Genomic DNA, 17184 nt, shown 5'->3' on the forward strand with positions numbered 1-17184 from the left:
GTGCTAACCTCTTGCCTTCGTATGTACACGATAAATGTATCGTATGTAAATACATATTATGTCACTACGTAGCGAGAAATACAAATAATATGACTAGTTATGTACAAATAAAAAAATTTTAAAACTTTTGAAATATGTATATTCGACTTACAAAGGCACTTTTCCTTCTTCATCGAAAAGTTTTATAAATATATTTCTATATTTATAAAACAAGGCACGATTAAAATCGCGCCTTGTTATTTTATTATGCAGCGTTGTCTACTAAGAAGTCTACAGCTTTACGCACTTTAAGATCTTCAGATAAAGCGTCTACGCTTCCAAGAGCTTGCTTGATAGCGTCTACTGGCATACCGTACATTTCAGCCATTTTTTCAACTTCTGCAGTTACTTCTTCTTCAGTAACTTCGATGTTTTCAGCTTCAATGATAGCTTCAAGAACAAGATTGATTCTTACACGTTTTTGTGCATCCTCTTTCATTTGCTCTTTTAATTTGTCAGCGTCAGTACCTGTGAATTGGTAGTAAAGCTCAAGGTTCATACCTTGTTGGCTTAAACGTTGCTCGAATTCACGAACCATACGATCTAACTCAGTGTCGATCATAGCTTCTGGAATGTCGATTTCAGCGTTAGCAGCAGCTAATTCTACTACTTCGTCACGTACTTTGTGCTCAGCTTCGTGCTTTTTGCCTTCTTCTAAGTTTGTACGAAGTTTTGTTTTTAATTCATCAAGAGTTGCAACTTCTTCGTCAGCATCTTTAGCGAACTCGTCGTTTAACTCAGGAAGTTCTTTTGTTTTGATTTCGTGAATTGTTACTTTGAATGTTGCTGGTTTACCAGCTAATTCAGCAGCATGGTACTCTTCTGGGAATGATACTTCAACTTCTTTAGAATCACCAGATTTAAGACCAATTACTTGCTCTTCGAAACCTGGGATGAAAGTACCAGAACCGATTGCAAGAGAATAGTTTTCGCCTTTTCCGCCTTCAAATGCTTCGCCATCAACGAAACCTTCGAAGTCGATTACAGCTGTATCACCATCTGCAGCAGTTCCGTCTTCTTTAACAACTAGTTCAGCTTGACGCTCTTGTAAAGCTTTTACTTCGTTCTCTACATCCTCGTCAGTTACAGTTGTTTCAACTTTTTCTACTGCTAAACCTTTGTAATCACCTAATTTAACTTCAGGTTTTACAGTAACTTTTGCAGTGAAAATTAAGTTTTGGCCTTTTTCGAATTTCTCGATGTCAATCTCAGGATGAGCAACTGGGAAGATACCAGCTTCATCGATTGCTTCACCGTATGCTTTTGGTAAGATGATATCTAAAGCATCTTGGTATAAAGATTCAATACCAAAGCGTTGTTCGAATAATGGACGAGGCATTTTCCCTTTACGGAAACCTGGTACATTAATTGTTTTTACTACTTTTTTGAATGCAGCGTCGATAGAGTTATTTACTTCTTTAGCATCAACTTCGATTGTTAAAACGCCAACGTTACCTTCTAATTTTTCCCATTTTGTAGACATTTATTCTTTCCCTCCAACTATAATAATGTATGCACATACCTCTATAGATCAAAATTTTTATTATCTCTTTCTTGAAATAACAAATGTACAAATAACCCTCTAGCAAAAAGCTTTCAGATACAATGTTCCAATCTACTAATTGTCTAAAAGACAACTACGGTATATTTTGTTCGAGACTAATATGAAACATATTAAGTAAGAGAATTATACTCCTCTTCTCTTACAAACAGGCAGATTTCTGCCTTTTGCAACCCTTACATTATAACATAGAATGTGCTCGTTTCAATAACTGAACGATTCTTTTTCATAATTATACGGGCAAATACCCTTCTCTTTCAATGCGCAGTAACCATTGATAGGCAATATGAAATTCCTCAAACTCAATATTGTACGCTGTCATAAGTTCTTCTTCATCAATAGCCAATCCGAAACGCTTTCTTCCAATTCTCTCTAAGACAGCAGCCCAAATTTCTACTTTATCCATTAATAGAGGGAACGGAAAAATGCTAATTTGTAATTCTTTCCAGTATGTAACCATCGTACTAAATATATCTGGATAATTTTGCTCTAATCGGTTTGAGAATTTATGTATAATTTTATCGGATTGCTCCTCATTATGACCTGTAAATGCTGGAATCACCTTTATCGTATTTCCAAACTTCTCTACTTCTATCTCTTCTTCTATTTGATTTTCTACCATTTTATACAAAATAGAAGTTTTTAAATAAGGGTGCTGATCTTCGTCTATTAAAAATTTCTTTAAAGTAGGAAGTGCGAGATCCAGGTCTTTTAACGAAAGTTTCTGGATCACTCTTAGCTTTTGACCAAAGTTTTCTCCAAAAAGCCCATCGGTAAATTCTTCTAATTCAAAATTCGAATCCACTAGCGGTGTATCTTCTTCATTCAGCATCCCTTGCGCAAACAAAGCAAGCTGCGCCAATTTTTCCTTTTGCTCAGGAATTATATCTTTCGTTTGCAAAACTTCCTCAACAGTTTCAATGACACCTTCATAATCATTTGTTTGAACTAAAATAGTTACATACGTTTCAAGAATATCACCAAATAATACAGCTCCTGTTTCAAGCAACTGCTCACATTTTTCTTTCGCTTCTTCCATACGTTTTAATTCTAGCAAACAAATAACGGAAGCTAATTCTGTTTGTTCCGTTTCTGCATTATACTGACGTAATATTTCAAAGCAGCGCAATGCATCTTCGAATTCCCGCTCTTTCAACGCTAAAAAACCTTTATCAATATAGCGTTCTGATAGTTGCGGAAACAATACGACCGTATTTTCTTTTTTATCCATACGTCCGCCTCTTTTTCTAGATTTTAATGATCTTCAAAGTAAATATATCAAATGCGTAATGAGAACACAACATTCCAAAATTATTTATTTGAAATATAGGAATATTCTATTTTCATAACGAAAAAACAACAAACTTCTAAATGAAATTCATTTTTCACAAACAAAAACCCTCAGCAACAGACGGCAGAGGGTTCATCATTAATGGAAAGCTTTTATAATTGTGGGGTATATAACAAGGGTAATAATTTGGAGAACAATAATTGCCATAACAATCATGCTAAAATAGAAGATTGGTTTACTTCGCTTCATTAAAAACATAATAATAAGCATCGTACAAGCAAACAAACTTAGAAAGAACAAACTCGTTGTCGAACTAAGTATACCACTTGGGACAAAGAACAATAAAACTACACTACAAGTACCTATAATTCCAAATAACCATTCCATTCATTCACTCATTCCCTTTCCCTCTCATGGCAGTTTTTTCTACGCTACTAAATGTTTTACAACATCAATTACATATGTTAACTTTTCATACGCCACAAACCCAAAAGCTACTGTTAAACCCGTTACGATTAATCCTTTCATCATCTCTTCCTCCTCATTTATCGTTGTTATCTTCATTATATAAGATTAGTAATTTGTTACCATCGAACTTCCTTACACTTACCTTACAGAGTTGTAAGATTTCAAAAATAAGTTTAAAATCATGTTAATATATTTTTGTAAAATTAAGAATTTAATTTACAAGGGGGATTATATATGTTCAAAAAAATGGCAGCTGACGTTTTAGGATTAAGCGATGTAGGTTCCGTTATCACACCAAAAGATTACGATAAGGTCGATGCTGATGATTACGTAATGCATGAAGATGGGGAGAAAATTTACTTTCTTATTAAATCAAAATCGGATGAATATTGCTTTACAAACAAAGGATTAATTCACCTAGATGGTACAAGTGCCACAAGCAAAAAACGTACATTACGCCGCTTTAGCTATAGTAAATATCAAATTAAAAACGTAGCACTTGAAACTGCAGGAACGATTGATTTAGATGTAGAAATTAAATTTCAAATGGGAGATGAGCATTACTCAATTGATGTTCATAAAAAACATATTGAAGAATTAAAAGATTTATATAAGGCTCTTCTTAAAATCGAAGAAATTTCATACGACAACGACATTACATTGCAGTATGCACATAAAAGTTTAGATATGGCATCTAACGCTTTCAGCCGTATTTCAAATGCACAAGTAAATTTAGCAGAACAGTTTAAAGAGATGAACGAGATCGCCTTTAACTGGCTCGTTGATACGAAAAAGCAATATAACGTGAAAGATTACGGTTTTGTCTTTGAAAAATTTATTAATAACTAATTTAAAACAAACAAAAAACCTTGTTATCAAAGGATAACAAGGTTTTTTTAGCGTCCCAGGAGAGATTCGAACTCCCGACCGTACGCTTAGAAGGCGTATGCTCTATCCGGCTGAGCTACTGGGACATGGAGCGGGTGAAGAGAATCGAACTCTCGACCAGAGCTTGGAAGGCTCTTGTTTTACCACTAAACTACACCCGCATATGTTATTTTATTTTTCTTCGTTAGCGCCGTTGCCCTATCGACAATATTTATTATATTCATAACTACTTATAAAGTCAACACTTTTTTAAAAGAGGATAATTTTTCTTATCCTCTTTTAAAAATTGCTTGTTCCACCAGCTGTCCATCTAATGTTTCAAAACGAACTTCTATATGATTTTCATCCATTTCTAATAAAGCGAATGTCTTTTCCACACGAGAGCGCGGGAGCAAAATACTTCCTGGATTAATAAATAAAATCCCATCAAGTAATTCTGCCCCTAATACATGAGAATGTCCAAAGCACGCTACTTGTGCTCCTACTTCTTCTGCATGATACGCTAACGTTTGTAACGTCATTTTCACATCATGACGATGACCGTGTACAACTAAGAAACGAATTCCATCTACATCAGTTACAATTTCATCTTGAAAGTTAGCATAATCACAATTCCCTTTTACAACTTGGAAACCTTGTAGCTCTTCGTGAGCAGGCGTTAGCTCTGAATCACCACAATGAATCATGACATCTACTTTCCCTTCATATTTCTCTTTTAACTGCTGTAATTCCTTCACAGAGCTATGACTATCGCTTACGATTAAAGCTTTCATCAATCTCTCTCCCTTATTCTTCTAAAAACCATTCCGGGATTTTCTCTTCTAATTTACGAAGAGCGCGTCCGCGGTGGCTAATGGCATTTTTCTCATCTGAGCTTAGTTCCGCCATTGCCTTTTTATATTCTTCTACATAAAAAATCGGATCGTATCCAAAACCATTTTCCCCGCGGCGCTGTTCTAAGATTTTCCCTTCACACGTTCCGTTTACAATAACCGGCTCTTTATCTGCCTCAGGGAAAGCAACCGCTAGTGCACAGTAAAAACGAGCTGTACGTTTTTCTAAATCGATGTCAGTTAACTCTTGCAACACTTTATCGATATTCGCTTGGTCATCTTTCGGCTCTCCAGCAAAACGAGCTGAATATACACCTGGTTTCCCGTTTAAGGCATCTACAATAAGACCTGAGTCATCCGCAATTACGATGGAATTCAACTGTCTACTAAGACTGTCCGCTTTCAAAATTGCGTTTTCTTCAAATGTTTCACCAGTTTCTTCGACTTCTTCAATATGAGGAAAATCGTGTAAAGATTTCACTTCTAAGTCAAATCTCTCAAATAACTCAGCAAACTCACGTACTTTCCCAAGATTTTTCGTCGCTACAACAACTTGCTTCATATTTTCCACCTCTACTCTATATGAGATACGATGTCACCTAACGCTTCTTTTTGCTTTTCAACAAGTTGGAAAATCCCTTGTTCAGCAGCATCAAGTAATTCATTTAATTCAGCTCTGCTAAACGTCGCTTCTTCTCCAGTTCCTTGCACTTCAACAAACTGACCTTTTCCAGTCATAATAACGTTCATATCAACGTCTGCTTTAGAATCTTCAGCATAATTTAAATCTAAAACAACACCTTGTTCTTCAACAACACCTACTGACGTTGCCGCTAAATAATCTTTCACCGGAATTTTAGATACTTTTTCTGCTTGCAATAATTTTTCAAAAGCTAATACCATCGCTACATAAGCACCTGTAATAGAAGCTGTTCTCGTTCCGCCATCCGCTTGAATTACATCACAGTCAATCCAAACCGTTCTTTCGCCAAGCGCTTCTAAATCAACAACCGCACGTAATGCTCGTCCAATTAAACGCTGGATTTCCATTGTACGCCCTGTTACTTTCCCTTTACTTGACTCCCTGATTGTACGTTGCTCTGTCGCACGTGGAATCATTGAGTATTCTGCTGTTACCCAGCCTTTTCCTTCTCCGCGCATAAACGGCGGTACACGCTCTTCAATTGTCGCTGAACAAATTACCTTTGTATCCCCAACTTCAATTAGTACTGATCCCTCTGGATGTTTCAAATAATTTGTATGAATATGTATATGGCGTAGCTCTGCTTTTCCTCTACCATCTACTCGCATAAAAATAACCCCCTCATAAATACTCTCATTAGTATAGCCAAATTTAAATGCACGATATGTATAACAATAAAAGAAGGGGAACTCAAAAAGCAATTCCCCTTTCTTACATAAGTATATCAAATTATTCGCGATTAAAAACTACCTGTATTCACGTTTTGTGGACGATCAACAGGTTTTATTAACTTTTCACCTTTCTCATCCATAAGATTTGCTTTCCCATTCACTTCAATAGAAACATTTTTCACACCTTGTTTTTCCGTTAAAGATAAGACTAACGATTTCAACACATAATTTGAAATCATGTTTTTGTCTGGGTTCACAAATATATTTTCATTAAAGTTTAATGTAATATTTCCGTTCTCCACTTTTGGATTCGTAATAAGCTTAGCTCCTGGATTAAAATCATTTAGTAGCGACCCTTGAATCGGACCTTTTACAAGCTCATCCACAATTGCCGAGTAATCATTTTCTTTCCCTTCTGCAACGCGCCTTGTTACCGGTACGTAATATTGCTGCTTATTATTATTTTGCGCCATAAAGTAAAGTGTAACCGGTTTTGTATGCGTCACATCTGCTACTTGTTCATCATCAAAGTTAATTCCATTCGCACGACTTACACCTTCACCAAGCGGTGTACCCGCAACAGGCATCTTCACTAACTTTTCACCATTTATTTGGAACTGCACTTGTTTTATTTCTGTAAATTGAGTCAAAGTCCACGCTACTGATTCAACAATTTGACGTTCTTCTTCTTTTGAATAATTTTTCATTTCTTTAGAGAAATCAATTACTGCTGTCCCGCCTTTTTTCAAATTCAAGGTCATCGTCGTATTCGCTGGAAGGACTGCTCGAAATCCATTTGGCAATAAATTTGTAACTGGTCCATCTTTCACAAGATACTCTAACGTTTGCTGTACAACTTCATTCGCTTTCGGAGTAGGCATTGCAATAGTTTGCGGTACGACATATCCATTTTTATCAACGAGGTATAACTCTCTATTTACTGTTTGCCCTTGTTTATCTTTTTTAGCAGTTTCTTTCTTTTCACCTTCTGTATACGTAACTTTTTTTGGCGGATCAATTTGTTCTGTCGCTTTCTCTTGATTTAACAAGCCACACCCTGATAATAAAATCGCACTCACAGTAGCACCAACAACCCATTTAAAAGTGGATTTAGGCATGCCATTCCCCCCTAAAATCTAAGTTTGTACTATTATGTATACGAGCTGTTTCATGTTTTAGAACAAGCTATGGCTACTTATACAGAAAAAACCCCTGATTTCTCAGGAGTTCTCTTATATGAATCTACTATTATTCTATTTCTAAATTGATATGCTTCACATTTTCAATCGGCTGACCGAACCACTTTGATGCAATTTCTTTAAACAGGCCTATTTTACCAGTCGTTAAGAAGAGATGATCACTTTGTTCTTCTCCCTCATTTAGCATCTTACTATGGTATAAAATCGTGCTTACCTCACGCGCTGTTTCATCACCCGAACTAATTAATTGTACTTGATCCCCCATTACCTTTTTAATAACAGGACCTAAAATCGGATAATGTGTACATCCTAGAATAAGCGTATCAATGTCAGTACTTTTCAACGGTTGCAATGTTTCTCTTACAACTTCATACGCCATTTCACTTTCGAAATTCCCACTCTCTACAAGCTCAACGAAAGGTGGGCACGCTAAACTTTCTACCATAACACGGTTATTAATAGACTTTAGCGCCTCTTCATAGGCGCCACTTTTTACTGTTCCAATCGTTCCAATAATCCCAACATGATACGTATTTGTCACTTTTAAAGCTGTACGTGATCCTGGATGAATAACTCCAACTACTGGAATTGGTAATTGTTTCTGCATTTCTTCTAATACAACCGCAGTTGCTGTATTACACGCAATAACTAACATTTTGATATTTAAATCTAATAAATGCTCCGTCATTTCCCACGTAAATTGACGCACTTCTTCACGAGAACGCGGACCATAAGGGCAACGTGCTGTATCCCCTAAATATATAATACGCTCTTTCGGCAACTGACGAATTAATTCCTTCGCTACTGTTAAACCGCCCACTCCTGAATCAATAACACCGATCGCTCTATTCAACTTAATCACCCGTTTTCTCATTCATCATCTTTTATGTTTATCAGTATATTTTACACACTTTAAGTTCGCTAACTTAAAGTGCCCCTGTATAAAAATTTTCATTTGTACCTATATAGATCAGGACCTTTTTTATTTTGCTCCTTTTTTTCATAATTTGCAAGACAGAAAAATAACCGACCTTCTATATGAAAGTCGGTTTCTTCTATATAAATTGCGTATTTACCCCGCTATTTGCCGGACAGTAAGACCCCCACCTCAAAATTCAGCGAAAGCAAAGAAGTTATATGGGGGATCGGGCTGCCCGTAAAAGTCCGATTGGTGTAGGCTAATAATTAGTGGGGGATGCCCCCCACTAATTAAAGTTTCACTTTATTGCTCCATCTTTTTTTGGAAAGAAGACATTCCTATTAATAAGAAGAAATGAGCAGAAATTAAAATGATGATTAAAATAAAATTCAAACGATAACTATTTGTAGCTTCCATAACTTTGCTCGCTACAGCTGGTCCAAATGCCATACCGAAAAAGTTAATTAAATTATATAAACCAAGACCGACTCCAACTTTAGCTGGATGTAATGTTTTCGGTATAAATGTGTTTAATGATACTTGAATAGCTGAATAACTCATAAATGTTAAAATAACCGCCACTAAAATAATGATTAAGTTCCCGTTCGGAATAAGCCCTAAAATTAAAAAGCCAACGATCATAATGACAGACGCTACATAAATCATATTCACATTTCCAAACGAAGGGACAATCTTCCCCGTAATAAAACTAGATACAATACCAAAGAGTGATGCAACAAACAATGCAATTCCGATAACGAATGGCGACAATCCGTGCACTCTTCCTAACAGTGATGGCAATAATAATAGACTAGCACATAACGCCACATTAATTATAAACCCGACCGCTATTAAACGAAGAAATGGTTTGTTCGAAAATAACTCAATATCAATAAATGGATGCTCCGCGTTCTTCATACGAACCGTGAATAAAAATAAGAAAGCTACCGATAACACAAATAGCCAACTATTAATATTGACACCTAATAAAACATTCGTAATGAATGCAAATAATAACGCCGCTCCAATGTAATCAAAATGAAACGCTTCATCCGTATGCTGCGCTTCTTCTGGCATAAATTTTATAAGCAAGAAAATCCCAACTACTGAAATAGCCATAAATAAAAATAAATATGGCCACCCTAATGTATTTGTAATAGCCCCGCCAACTAAAGGACCAATGCCTATTGCTAATGCAATAGAAGAACTAATCATCGCTAATGCACCAGGCTTCTTAGCAGGAGCAACTAATTTTGCCACTGCAATCATACTAAGCGCAATAAACGCCGCGCCCCCACTCGCCTGCACTAATCTTGCAAGAATGGTAATCGCATAAGATTGATTCATAAATCCAATAATAGAACCCGCTACAAATATGATAATTGAAATAATCAATAGTTTTTTTACGCTATAACGATCAGCCAACTTCCCATATATCATCGAACCAATACCGACAACTAAGGAATAACCTACTACAACATGCGGCGTGAAATTAGGTGCTACATAAAATAAAGCCCCTTCTTCTTTCAACTTACTTTCTAGCAAAAACGGAACTCGATTTTCTAAATGTACAGCTTTTTCTTCATCGTTTGTATAACCTGTTATACGCTTACCGGCAACAAAAAACGAGCCATCTTTATTTTTCACACCAACTAAAGAACTTACCCCGTGACAAACAGCCGCTACGATCCGGTTATTATTGTACATATTCTCAATTAAATTTGCTACATATGGATTACCTGGAAAATCTACAATCGCCCCGTGCCCACCACAAAATAATACCGCATCATACTCTGAAGAGTGAACAGTTGAAATCGCCCTCGTATTTTGCAATAAAGAAGCGACATGCTTAAATTCACGAGGTATGCCATTCGGAATAGACACTCTATCAATTGGTACTCTCCCGCCTTTTATCGACACAATATCAACATCGAACTTAGCTTTTTTAAATAAATGATAAGGAGCTGCGAGCTCTTCCAGCCACAAACCAGTCGGGTGTCCATTCAAATCATGAGCGCTTGTTGAAACTAATAATACCCTTTTCAACATATCCCCTCCTTACTACCTATTTATGTATGAAACATTCTTATCATTCATATGGAGCATGAAACAAACAGAAAAATAGCCGACCTTTTGTATAAAAGTCGGCTGCTTTCTTATAGTTCGAGCTCTCCCATACGAAGAAGCTCAACAACTGCTTGTGAACGTCCTTTAACCCCTAGCTTTTGCATTGCGTTTGAGATGTGATTACGTACTGTTTTTTCACTTATAAACAGTTCACCTGCAATTTCCTTCGTCGTTTTATCTTGAACCAGTAATTCAAATACTTCTCTTTCTCTCTTTGTGAGTAACGGTTTAGATTGATACGCTTTTTCCTTCAACTGGTATAACCCTCCTTGCTTAAGCCAGAGCTGTATATGTGTAAGTTGGGTGTTTATTTAGTCAAGATATTGTATGAACGAAATGTGCAGGTGGTGAATGAAAATGGGCTTTATTTCTTATGTTATTTTAGACTTTTATACAGTGCGTACACTCTTTTTATCCACTTACTTTTCAGTACACCATATTTGTTCTAGTAATATGCTGACAACTGTACCTACGAACAAACCATTTCCGAATATATATTGCATCACAGACGGCAAGGATTGGAGTGCTCCAGACGGTAAAAACATAACACCACTTCCAAATAATATAGCAACTCCTAAAATCGTTACATTCCTTTCGCTGATTGGCACTTGTTTTATATTATTAAATCCAATTCCAATTAACTGTACGAACGAAGCCATTAAAACGGCTGATGCGACAGCGGATGGTAAAGACGCTAAGTAACGAATGATACTTGGAAAAAGAGACATTACGACTAGTAACGCACATGCCATTAAGAACGATCGTATATATTTTTGTTTTGTTAAGCGTATAAACCCTGCCGTTGCTGGTAACGGAACGACACCTACAGTTGAAAATACAGAGGAAATGATATGTGAAATCCCTCCAACCCACGTTCCATCCTTCAACTGTTTTTGTTCAATAGTCGCTTTATGAATGGTAGCTTGATTAATTGCTATAATAGCTGCCACTGTATTTGAAACTAAAATACATACCATAACGAAACTTGATACAGCCATACCTGTATTCCATTTTGGAATTCCCCACGCGAATATATGTGGAAGTTGCACAAAATGAGTTACTTGAGATGGGATCGTCACTTTTCCTGCAATGAGAAAAATAATCCAGCCACTAATTAACCCTATTAAAACCGCATAACTTTTAACAAACCCTTTTCCGAAGTTGGAGAGTATGACTACGAATAAAAATATGCCAAAAGCAATTAATGCTGTAAATCCATCAATTTGAGAAACAGTAGCTGTAATTCCTAGCATTCCTTTTAAAAATACACCACTTAATTGTAAACATAATAAAAGTAAGAACGTCCCTGTCACGAGCGGCGTAAATAAAAATAAAATACGCCCGATAACTCCCGTTACTCCTAGCCCTATTAAAACAACTCCCGCAACCATCATTCCTAATTCTAAAATTTGCAATGTACTATGTAATTGATCCTGCCCTACAGTTGCATAAGCAAGCACGGTAAATACACCAACCCAAGATCCAGCTGGTCCATCCGCAATCGGAAGCTTATGTCCAAGCCATCCTTGTAAAAAAGAAGATATACCAACTACGAAAAACGTACGTTGCATTAAATAAAATACTTCTTCCGTCGTAAGATGAAATAATCCGCCAACGACAATTGGTAGCGCGATTGAGTTTGCTAATAAAAAAATAAACCATTGCAAAGTTCCCATAATATGATTTTGATTATGTTGATTGTCCAAACTTTTCATCCCTTCTTGCTTCCTTATAAGGAAGTATAGTACTTCCCTGTTTCTACTAAATAAAAAAGAAGGGTTCTATTTTCACAATTAGAACCCTTCTAAAAACATCTAAACGATTCCTCTATACAAGATTATCAGATTTCACTTGATCTAAATCCCCTATAACAACATTCCCTTTATACATAACTACACGCTTCTCTGTTTGACGAGCCACTGCTTCCGCGGCGCATGTTGCATTCGTTAAAACAAAACTTGCCTCATCCCCTACATTCGGCCACACTCGTTTTCCTTCATTATTTAACGTTTCTTTCCCTCCAGTAATAAAACAAAGAGCTTTCCCTAAAGACCTTTCATCACTCCAACCAAATCGTTCTGCCAATCGATTTGCCTTTTGAAGCATATCACCTGTGCCGAACGGAGACCAATGATCTGTAATACTATCATTTCCTAATGAAACTTTAACTCCTTTTCGATCTAATAATGGAATTGGGATTACTTGTTTACCGATTGGAACGGTTGAAGTGATATCAATCTTTAATGCTGCTAGTCTTTCTGCCACTTCTTCAGCTTCTTTATCAGTAACACCACCAAGTCCAAGCGCATGACTAATTGTTACACGACCTTGCCATCCTGCTTCTTCCGTTAGACTTGCTAATCTCTTCATTGTAAACGTTCCAAGATTATTCGCATCGTGCAAATGAATATCAACATCCGCATTAAATTCTACCGCAATGTCCATAATCGTATGTAATGATTTTTCAATATCATTATCTACTGTAGCTGGGTCCACTCCGCCAACTAATTGTGCGCCCATACGCATCGCATCTTTCACAAGTTGCATAGAATTACTTCGCAATAATCCATGTTGCGGAAATGCAACTATTCTACCAGACAACCGATCTTTATATGTTCCTAAAGCCGCTAACGTTGCCTCTAAATTACGAAGTCCAATAACCGGATCCACATTACAATGCGTTCTAATATTTGTTGCGCCATTTCGAAGCAATAACTCTAGCATATTTTCCGCCCTGTCTTGAGCAGTTGCTAATTGCTTTGGTAAAATCGTTTTTTCTTCATTAAAACGTGTAAAAATATTTTCTGCTGGCATACAAGCTTTCCAAGGCCCACTATAATATGTTTTATCAATATGAATATGCATCTCTTCAAAAGCTGGTAAAACTAATAAACGATTAGCATCAAAAGTTAACGTTCCTTCCTCTTGGGCGATTCCCGATATAATTCTTTTAATTCGCCCATCTTCAATAAGAAGACTGCATATCTCAGTTTCCGTTTGTGAAATTTTCGCTTCTTCATATGTATAACCTGTTTCAAGCTTTACATTAGTCAACCAATATAATGTCATTACCATTTCCCCACCTTATATTAGAAAATACGTCACACCCTCATTTTCATTTTAATACCAACTGAAAATTAAGACAATTAATCCATTGTATTGTCCTTTCACAAAAAAATGTAATATAACCTAATGGTCTTCTCATAAATTTCCATATAGAATAAAAGTACACTGTATCACTCATACATAACAGCGGTGATATAAAAAGGAGAGGATCATAATATGTCGAAGAGGTTATATAAATCCGAAACTGATAAAATGTTATTTGGTATATGCGGTGGTTTAGGAGAATATTTTGATATTAGCTCTACTCTCATTCGCATACTTTGGGTCATTGCTATTTTATGTTTTGGGACGGGGTTTTTAGTTTATTTTATTTGTTTATTACTTATGCCACGCTCTTACTAATAACATTCTTTCATATATTTGAGCATAGCGTATAAAAAATCCCCTATAGATTTTTCTATAGGGGATTTTTTCATGAAGAATATTTCATCGTTAAATGTAATACCGCTACTTCATCCTCTTCATTTTTATAACTATGTTTCTTATTAGCTTCAAACTGAATGGAGTCAAACTCATTTAGCACATATACGTCATTCTCAACTTGAATAGAAACTTTCCCTTTCATTACTGTTACAAGCTCAATTGCTCCTTCATGATGAGCTTCCGGTTCATATATACTATTCGCTCTTAAACAAGCACGGTGCATTTCCATCCCTGTTTCTTTCGTGTAACGGAACATCGTTTCTAAATGCCATGCTTGTCCTACATCTACTGCAAATCCTTCTCCGCAGCGCGCAACAGCTACAGGTTCTCCAACAACCATTAATCTCGATAAAGGAATCGATAACCCTTTCGTTATTTTCCAAATAACAGCTAACGTTGGATTCGTTTCACCTCTCTCAATTTTCCCTAATGTTAATTTACTAACCCCTGTTTTTTGGGCTAATTCTTCTAAACTTAATTTTTGTTCATTTCGAATTTGTCTTAATAGCTGACCTACTTGCTGAATTACTTCTTTCGTTTGCATATCTTCATTTTCTTTCATATATAAAAACCACCTTAAAATATAAAATAGTTTACTTTTATTAACTTTAAGTATATTATACTATACATAAATACTCAATTCCGAAAGGAGTGCCATACTTCATGCGCGCAATATTACTAGGTCTTTTATCATCGGCCTTTTTTTCTGCAACCTTTATTATTAACAGAGCAATGAATGTATCTGGAACAAGCTGGGCTTGGACTGCTTCCTTCCGTTTTCTATTTGCTCTTCCTATTTTATTCCTTATCGTTTTATTTCGCAAAAACTTAGGAGCTTTATGGGCAGAATTAAAAAAACATCCATTTGTATGGATCGGGTGGGGCTCGGTCGCTGGCATCGGCTTCTATTCTTTATTAAGTTTCGCAGCTGTTTTTTCTCCAGCTTGGCTCGTTGCTGGAACTTGGCAAGTTACGATATTAGCAGGTTTACTACTATCACCATTATTTTTCGTTAAAATAGAAACGAAATCAGGTACAAAACTTGTACGTGGAAAAATTCCACTTCGCAGTTTATATGTAGCATTATTTATTTTACTTGGTGTAATTTGTATGCAAGCGACTGCAGCAGGCCACATTACAATGACTCAGTTCATTTCAGGGTTTTTACCTGTCGTGTTAGCTGCTTTCTTATATCCGTTTGGCAACCGAAAAATGATGGAACTTGTTGGTGGACGTCTTGATACATTCCAACGTGTGTTAGGAATGGCAATTGGAAGTCTCCCTATTACAATTTTACTTGGTATATACGGATTTTCTACTACCGGTATTCCAACATCCAGCCAAATGCTTCAAGGGTTTTTGTTAGCATTATGTTCCGGCGTTATTGCGACGATGACATTTTTCTTTGCTACTGACTTAGCAAAAGACAATCTTGCTTTACTTGGAGCTGTTGAAGCAACACAAGCTGGAACGATGGTCTTCACTGTGCTTGGTGAGATTATTTTCTTAAATGGTTCATTCCCTAGCGGGCTGTCACTGATTGGGATGATTATTATCATGCTAGGAATGATCGTAAATAGTGTTTTAAACCGTTCTGTTCCAGTCATTAAACAAAAAAAATCAGCATAAAAATAGATATGGTTCTTCTTCATAGAACCATATCTATTTTTATTATCTCCCTATTTCGCCTTATCAGAATAGTATTTCATTAGCTGTTTATACTAAAACCTATGTTATAATACCTTTCATGTGCATTAATAGGAGGTAAATTATGTTAAAAAAAGCAATTGCTGAATTTATTGGTACATTTGTACTTGTATTATTCGGAACTGGAGTAGCTGTCATTGGTGGCGGAATTGAAGGAATTGGAACATTAGGTATCGCTATGGCTTTCGGATTATCTATCGTGGCTATGGCATATAGCATTGGAACAATTTCTGGATGTCATATTAACCCAGCAGTATCAATCGCTATGTTCATCAACAAAAGAATGAACGCTATGGAACTTAGCTATTATTTATTAGCTCAAATTTTAGGTGGTTTATTAGGAACTGCAACGTTAGTAACAATTTTACGATCTGCTAAATTACCTTTAGATAATTTAGGACAAAATAGTTTTGGAACTCTTGGTTTATCTGGAGCATTTTTAGTTGAATTCATTTTAACTTTCGTATTTGTTTTAGTTATCGTTGCTGTAACAGGTAAAAAGGGAAGTTCTTCTTTAGCTGGACTAGTAATTGGTTTCACATTAGTATTAATTCACTTATTAGGTATTCCGTTAACTGGAACATCTGTTAACCCAGCTCGTAGTATCGCACCAGCTCTATTCGCTGGCGGAGAAGCAATTTCTCAACTATGGGTGTTCATCGTTGCCCCAATTTTTGGTGGTATCGTAGCAGCTGTTGTAGGAAAGTTTATTTTAAATACGGAAAAATAGAACTTTCAATATTTCCGAATAAAAAAAAGCGAGCCCTCATCATGAGGAAGCTCGCTTTTTTTTATTCTTTAATTTTCGACTTTAAATTTGTAACTAATTGCTGCACCGCTACATTTGCAAGTACGTTTTCCATCGCTTCTTGCGATTGTATTAAAATAATCTCTAATACCGATTGAATATTAGCTCCTACTGGACATTCAATGTTGGGATTTTCATGGAAAGAAAATAGATGTCCTTCTTCTACAACTTCCACAGCTTTATATACATCAAGTAATGTAATTTCATCTAAATCACGAGCAAGTGTCGTACCACCTTTACCAGCTTGTACATCAACAAGTCCTGCTCTCTTCAACATTCCTGTAATGCGACGAATCACAACTGGATTTGTATTCACACTACCAGCAATCCATTCAGAGGTACAGCGAGAGTTTCGATCTATTGCAAGTAACGTTAACATATGAACACCTACTGTAAAACGACTACTAATTCCCATCTGCAC

General features: G+C 36.2%; 18 protein-coding genes and 2 tRNA genes. 4 read left to right on the forward strand and 16 right to left on the reverse strand.

Going from position 1 to position 17184, the window contains the following annotated elements; translation table 11 throughout:
• Window positions 1-244: 244 nt before the first annotated feature.
• The 3 genes from tig to MKX37_RS21880 form a co-directional block, all read right to left on the reverse strand.
• A complete protein-coding gene (gene tig, locus MKX37_RS21870; RefSeq protein ID WP_002015345.1) occupies window positions 245-1522 on the reverse strand; it encodes a trigger factor in 1278 nt (425 codons plus the stop codon).
• Window positions 1523-1832: 310 nt separating this feature from the next.
• Window positions 1833-2831, reverse strand: a complete 999-nt coding sequence (locus MKX37_RS21875; protein ID WP_002034206.1) for a hypothetical protein — start codon at window positions 2829-2831, stop codon at window positions 1833-1835.
• A gap of 198 nt (window positions 2832-3029) precedes the next feature.
• Entirely contained in the window at window positions 3030-3278 is a 249-nt protein-coding gene (locus MKX37_RS21880) for a hypothetical protein (RefSeq protein WP_001983650.1), read from the reverse strand.
• Between the two features lie 315 nt (window positions 3279-3593).
• Here MKX37_RS21880 and MKX37_RS21885 point away from each other — a divergent pair, with 315 nt between their 5' ends.
• The gene (locus MKX37_RS21885; protein ID WP_000473869.1) at window positions 3594-4208 is read left to right on the forward strand and encodes a PH domain-containing protein; all 615 of its coding nucleotides are present in this window, start codon (window positions 3594-3596) and stop codon (window positions 4206-4208) included.
• A 51-nt stretch (window positions 4209-4259) separates the two neighbouring features.
• Here MKX37_RS21885 and MKX37_RS21890 read toward each other — a convergent pair.
• From MKX37_RS21890 to MKX37_RS21940, 11 genes are all read right to left on the reverse strand, one after another.
• Window positions 4260-4333: transfer RNA gene (locus MKX37_RS21890), tRNA-Arg, on the reverse strand.
• A gap of 1 nt (window position 4334) precedes the next feature.
• Window positions 4335-4408 (reverse strand) — tRNA-Gly (locus tag MKX37_RS21895).
• A gap of 108 nt (window positions 4409-4516) precedes the next feature.
• Entirely contained in the window at window positions 4517-5020 is a 504-nt protein-coding gene (locus tag MKX37_RS21900) for a metallophosphoesterase (RefSeq protein ID WP_002129278.1), read from the reverse strand.
• A 13-nt stretch (window positions 5021-5033) separates the two neighbouring features.
• Window positions 5034-5642, reverse strand: coding sequence for an XTP/dITP diphosphatase (locus tag MKX37_RS21905; protein WP_002143277.1), 609 nt, complete (start codon window positions 5640-5642; stop codon window positions 5034-5036).
• 11 nt (window positions 5643-5653) lie between these two features.
• Window positions 5654-6391 carry a ribonuclease PH gene (gene rph / locus MKX37_RS21910; RefSeq protein ID WP_002015340.1) on the reverse strand — a complete coding sequence of 246 codons (738 nt, stop codon included), beginning with the start codon at window positions 6389-6391 and terminating at the stop codon, window positions 5654-5656.
• 131 nt (window positions 6392-6522) lie between these two features.
• Window positions 6523-7572, reverse strand: coding sequence for a GerMN domain-containing protein (locus MKX37_RS21915; RefSeq protein WP_002129281.1), 1050 nt, complete (start codon window positions 7570-7572; stop codon window positions 6523-6525).
• A 130-nt stretch (window positions 7573-7702) separates the two neighbouring features.
• Window positions 7703-8527: a glutamate racemase gene (gene racE / locus MKX37_RS21920; protein ID WP_048517140.1), complete on the reverse strand. Its 825-nt coding sequence runs from the start codon at window positions 8525-8527 to the stop codon at window positions 7703-7705.
• 348 nt (window positions 8528-8875) lie between these two features.
• A complete protein-coding gene (locus MKX37_RS21925) occupies window positions 8876-10621 on the reverse strand; it encodes an MFS transporter (protein ID WP_078422014.1) in 1746 nt (581 codons plus the stop codon).
• A gap of 107 nt (window positions 10622-10728) precedes the next feature.
• A complete protein-coding gene (gerE, locus tag MKX37_RS21930; protein ID WP_000659484.1) occupies window positions 10729-10953 on the reverse strand; it encodes a spore germination transcription factor GerE in 225 nt (74 codons plus the stop codon).
• 165 nt (window positions 10954-11118) lie between these two features.
• Complete coding sequence (locus MKX37_RS21935) at window positions 11119-12414, reverse strand: purine/pyrimidine permease (protein WP_078422015.1); 1296 nt, start codon at window positions 12412-12414, stop codon at window positions 11119-11121.
• A gap of 112 nt (window positions 12415-12526) precedes the next feature.
• Window positions 12527-13768 (reverse strand): amidohydrolase family protein, encoded by a 1242-nt coding sequence (locus tag MKX37_RS21940; protein WP_002143281.1) that lies wholly within the window; start codon window positions 13766-13768, stop codon window positions 12527-12529.
• Between the two features lie 213 nt (window positions 13769-13981).
• Between MKX37_RS21940 and MKX37_RS21945 the strand changes: the two genes are divergently transcribed.
• The gene (locus tag MKX37_RS21945) at window positions 13982-14167 is read left to right on the forward strand and encodes a PspC domain-containing protein (RefSeq protein ID WP_002129290.1); all 186 of its coding nucleotides are present in this window, start codon (window positions 13982-13984) and stop codon (window positions 14165-14167) included.
• A 70-nt stretch (window positions 14168-14237) separates the two neighbouring features.
• Here MKX37_RS21945 and MKX37_RS21950 read toward each other — a convergent pair whose 3' ends face one another.
• On the reverse strand, window positions 14238-14810 hold the full coding sequence (locus tag MKX37_RS21950) for a helix-turn-helix domain-containing protein (RefSeq protein WP_002034214.1): 573 nt from the start codon (window positions 14808-14810) through the stop codon (window positions 14238-14240).
• 101 nt (window positions 14811-14911) lie between these two features.
• Between MKX37_RS21950 and MKX37_RS21955 the strand changes: the two genes are divergently transcribed.
• Entirely contained in the window at window positions 14912-15877 is a 966-nt protein-coding gene (locus tag MKX37_RS21955; protein ID WP_078422016.1) for a DMT family transporter, read from the forward strand.
• A 142-nt stretch (window positions 15878-16019) separates the two neighbouring features.
• Window positions 16020-16685 carry an aquaporin gene (locus MKX37_RS21960; RefSeq protein ID WP_002067333.1) on the forward strand — a complete coding sequence of 222 codons (666 nt, stop codon included), beginning with the start codon at window positions 16020-16022 and terminating at the stop codon, window positions 16683-16685.
• A gap of 61 nt (window positions 16686-16746) precedes the next feature.
• Here MKX37_RS21960 and MKX37_RS21965 read toward each other — a convergent pair whose 3' ends face one another.
• Window positions 16747-17178: an Rrf2 family transcriptional regulator gene (locus MKX37_RS21965; protein WP_078422017.1), complete on the reverse strand. Its 432-nt coding sequence runs from the start codon at window positions 17176-17178 to the stop codon at window positions 16747-16749.
• Window positions 17179-17184 lie beyond the last annotated feature (6 nt).

It is taken from the genome of Bacillus sp. FSL R5-0709 (genome assembly GCF_038004785.1).
In the GTDB taxonomy this organism is placed as follows: domain Bacteria; phylum Bacillota; class Bacilli; order Bacillales; family Bacillaceae_G; genus Bacillus_A; species Bacillus_A mycoides.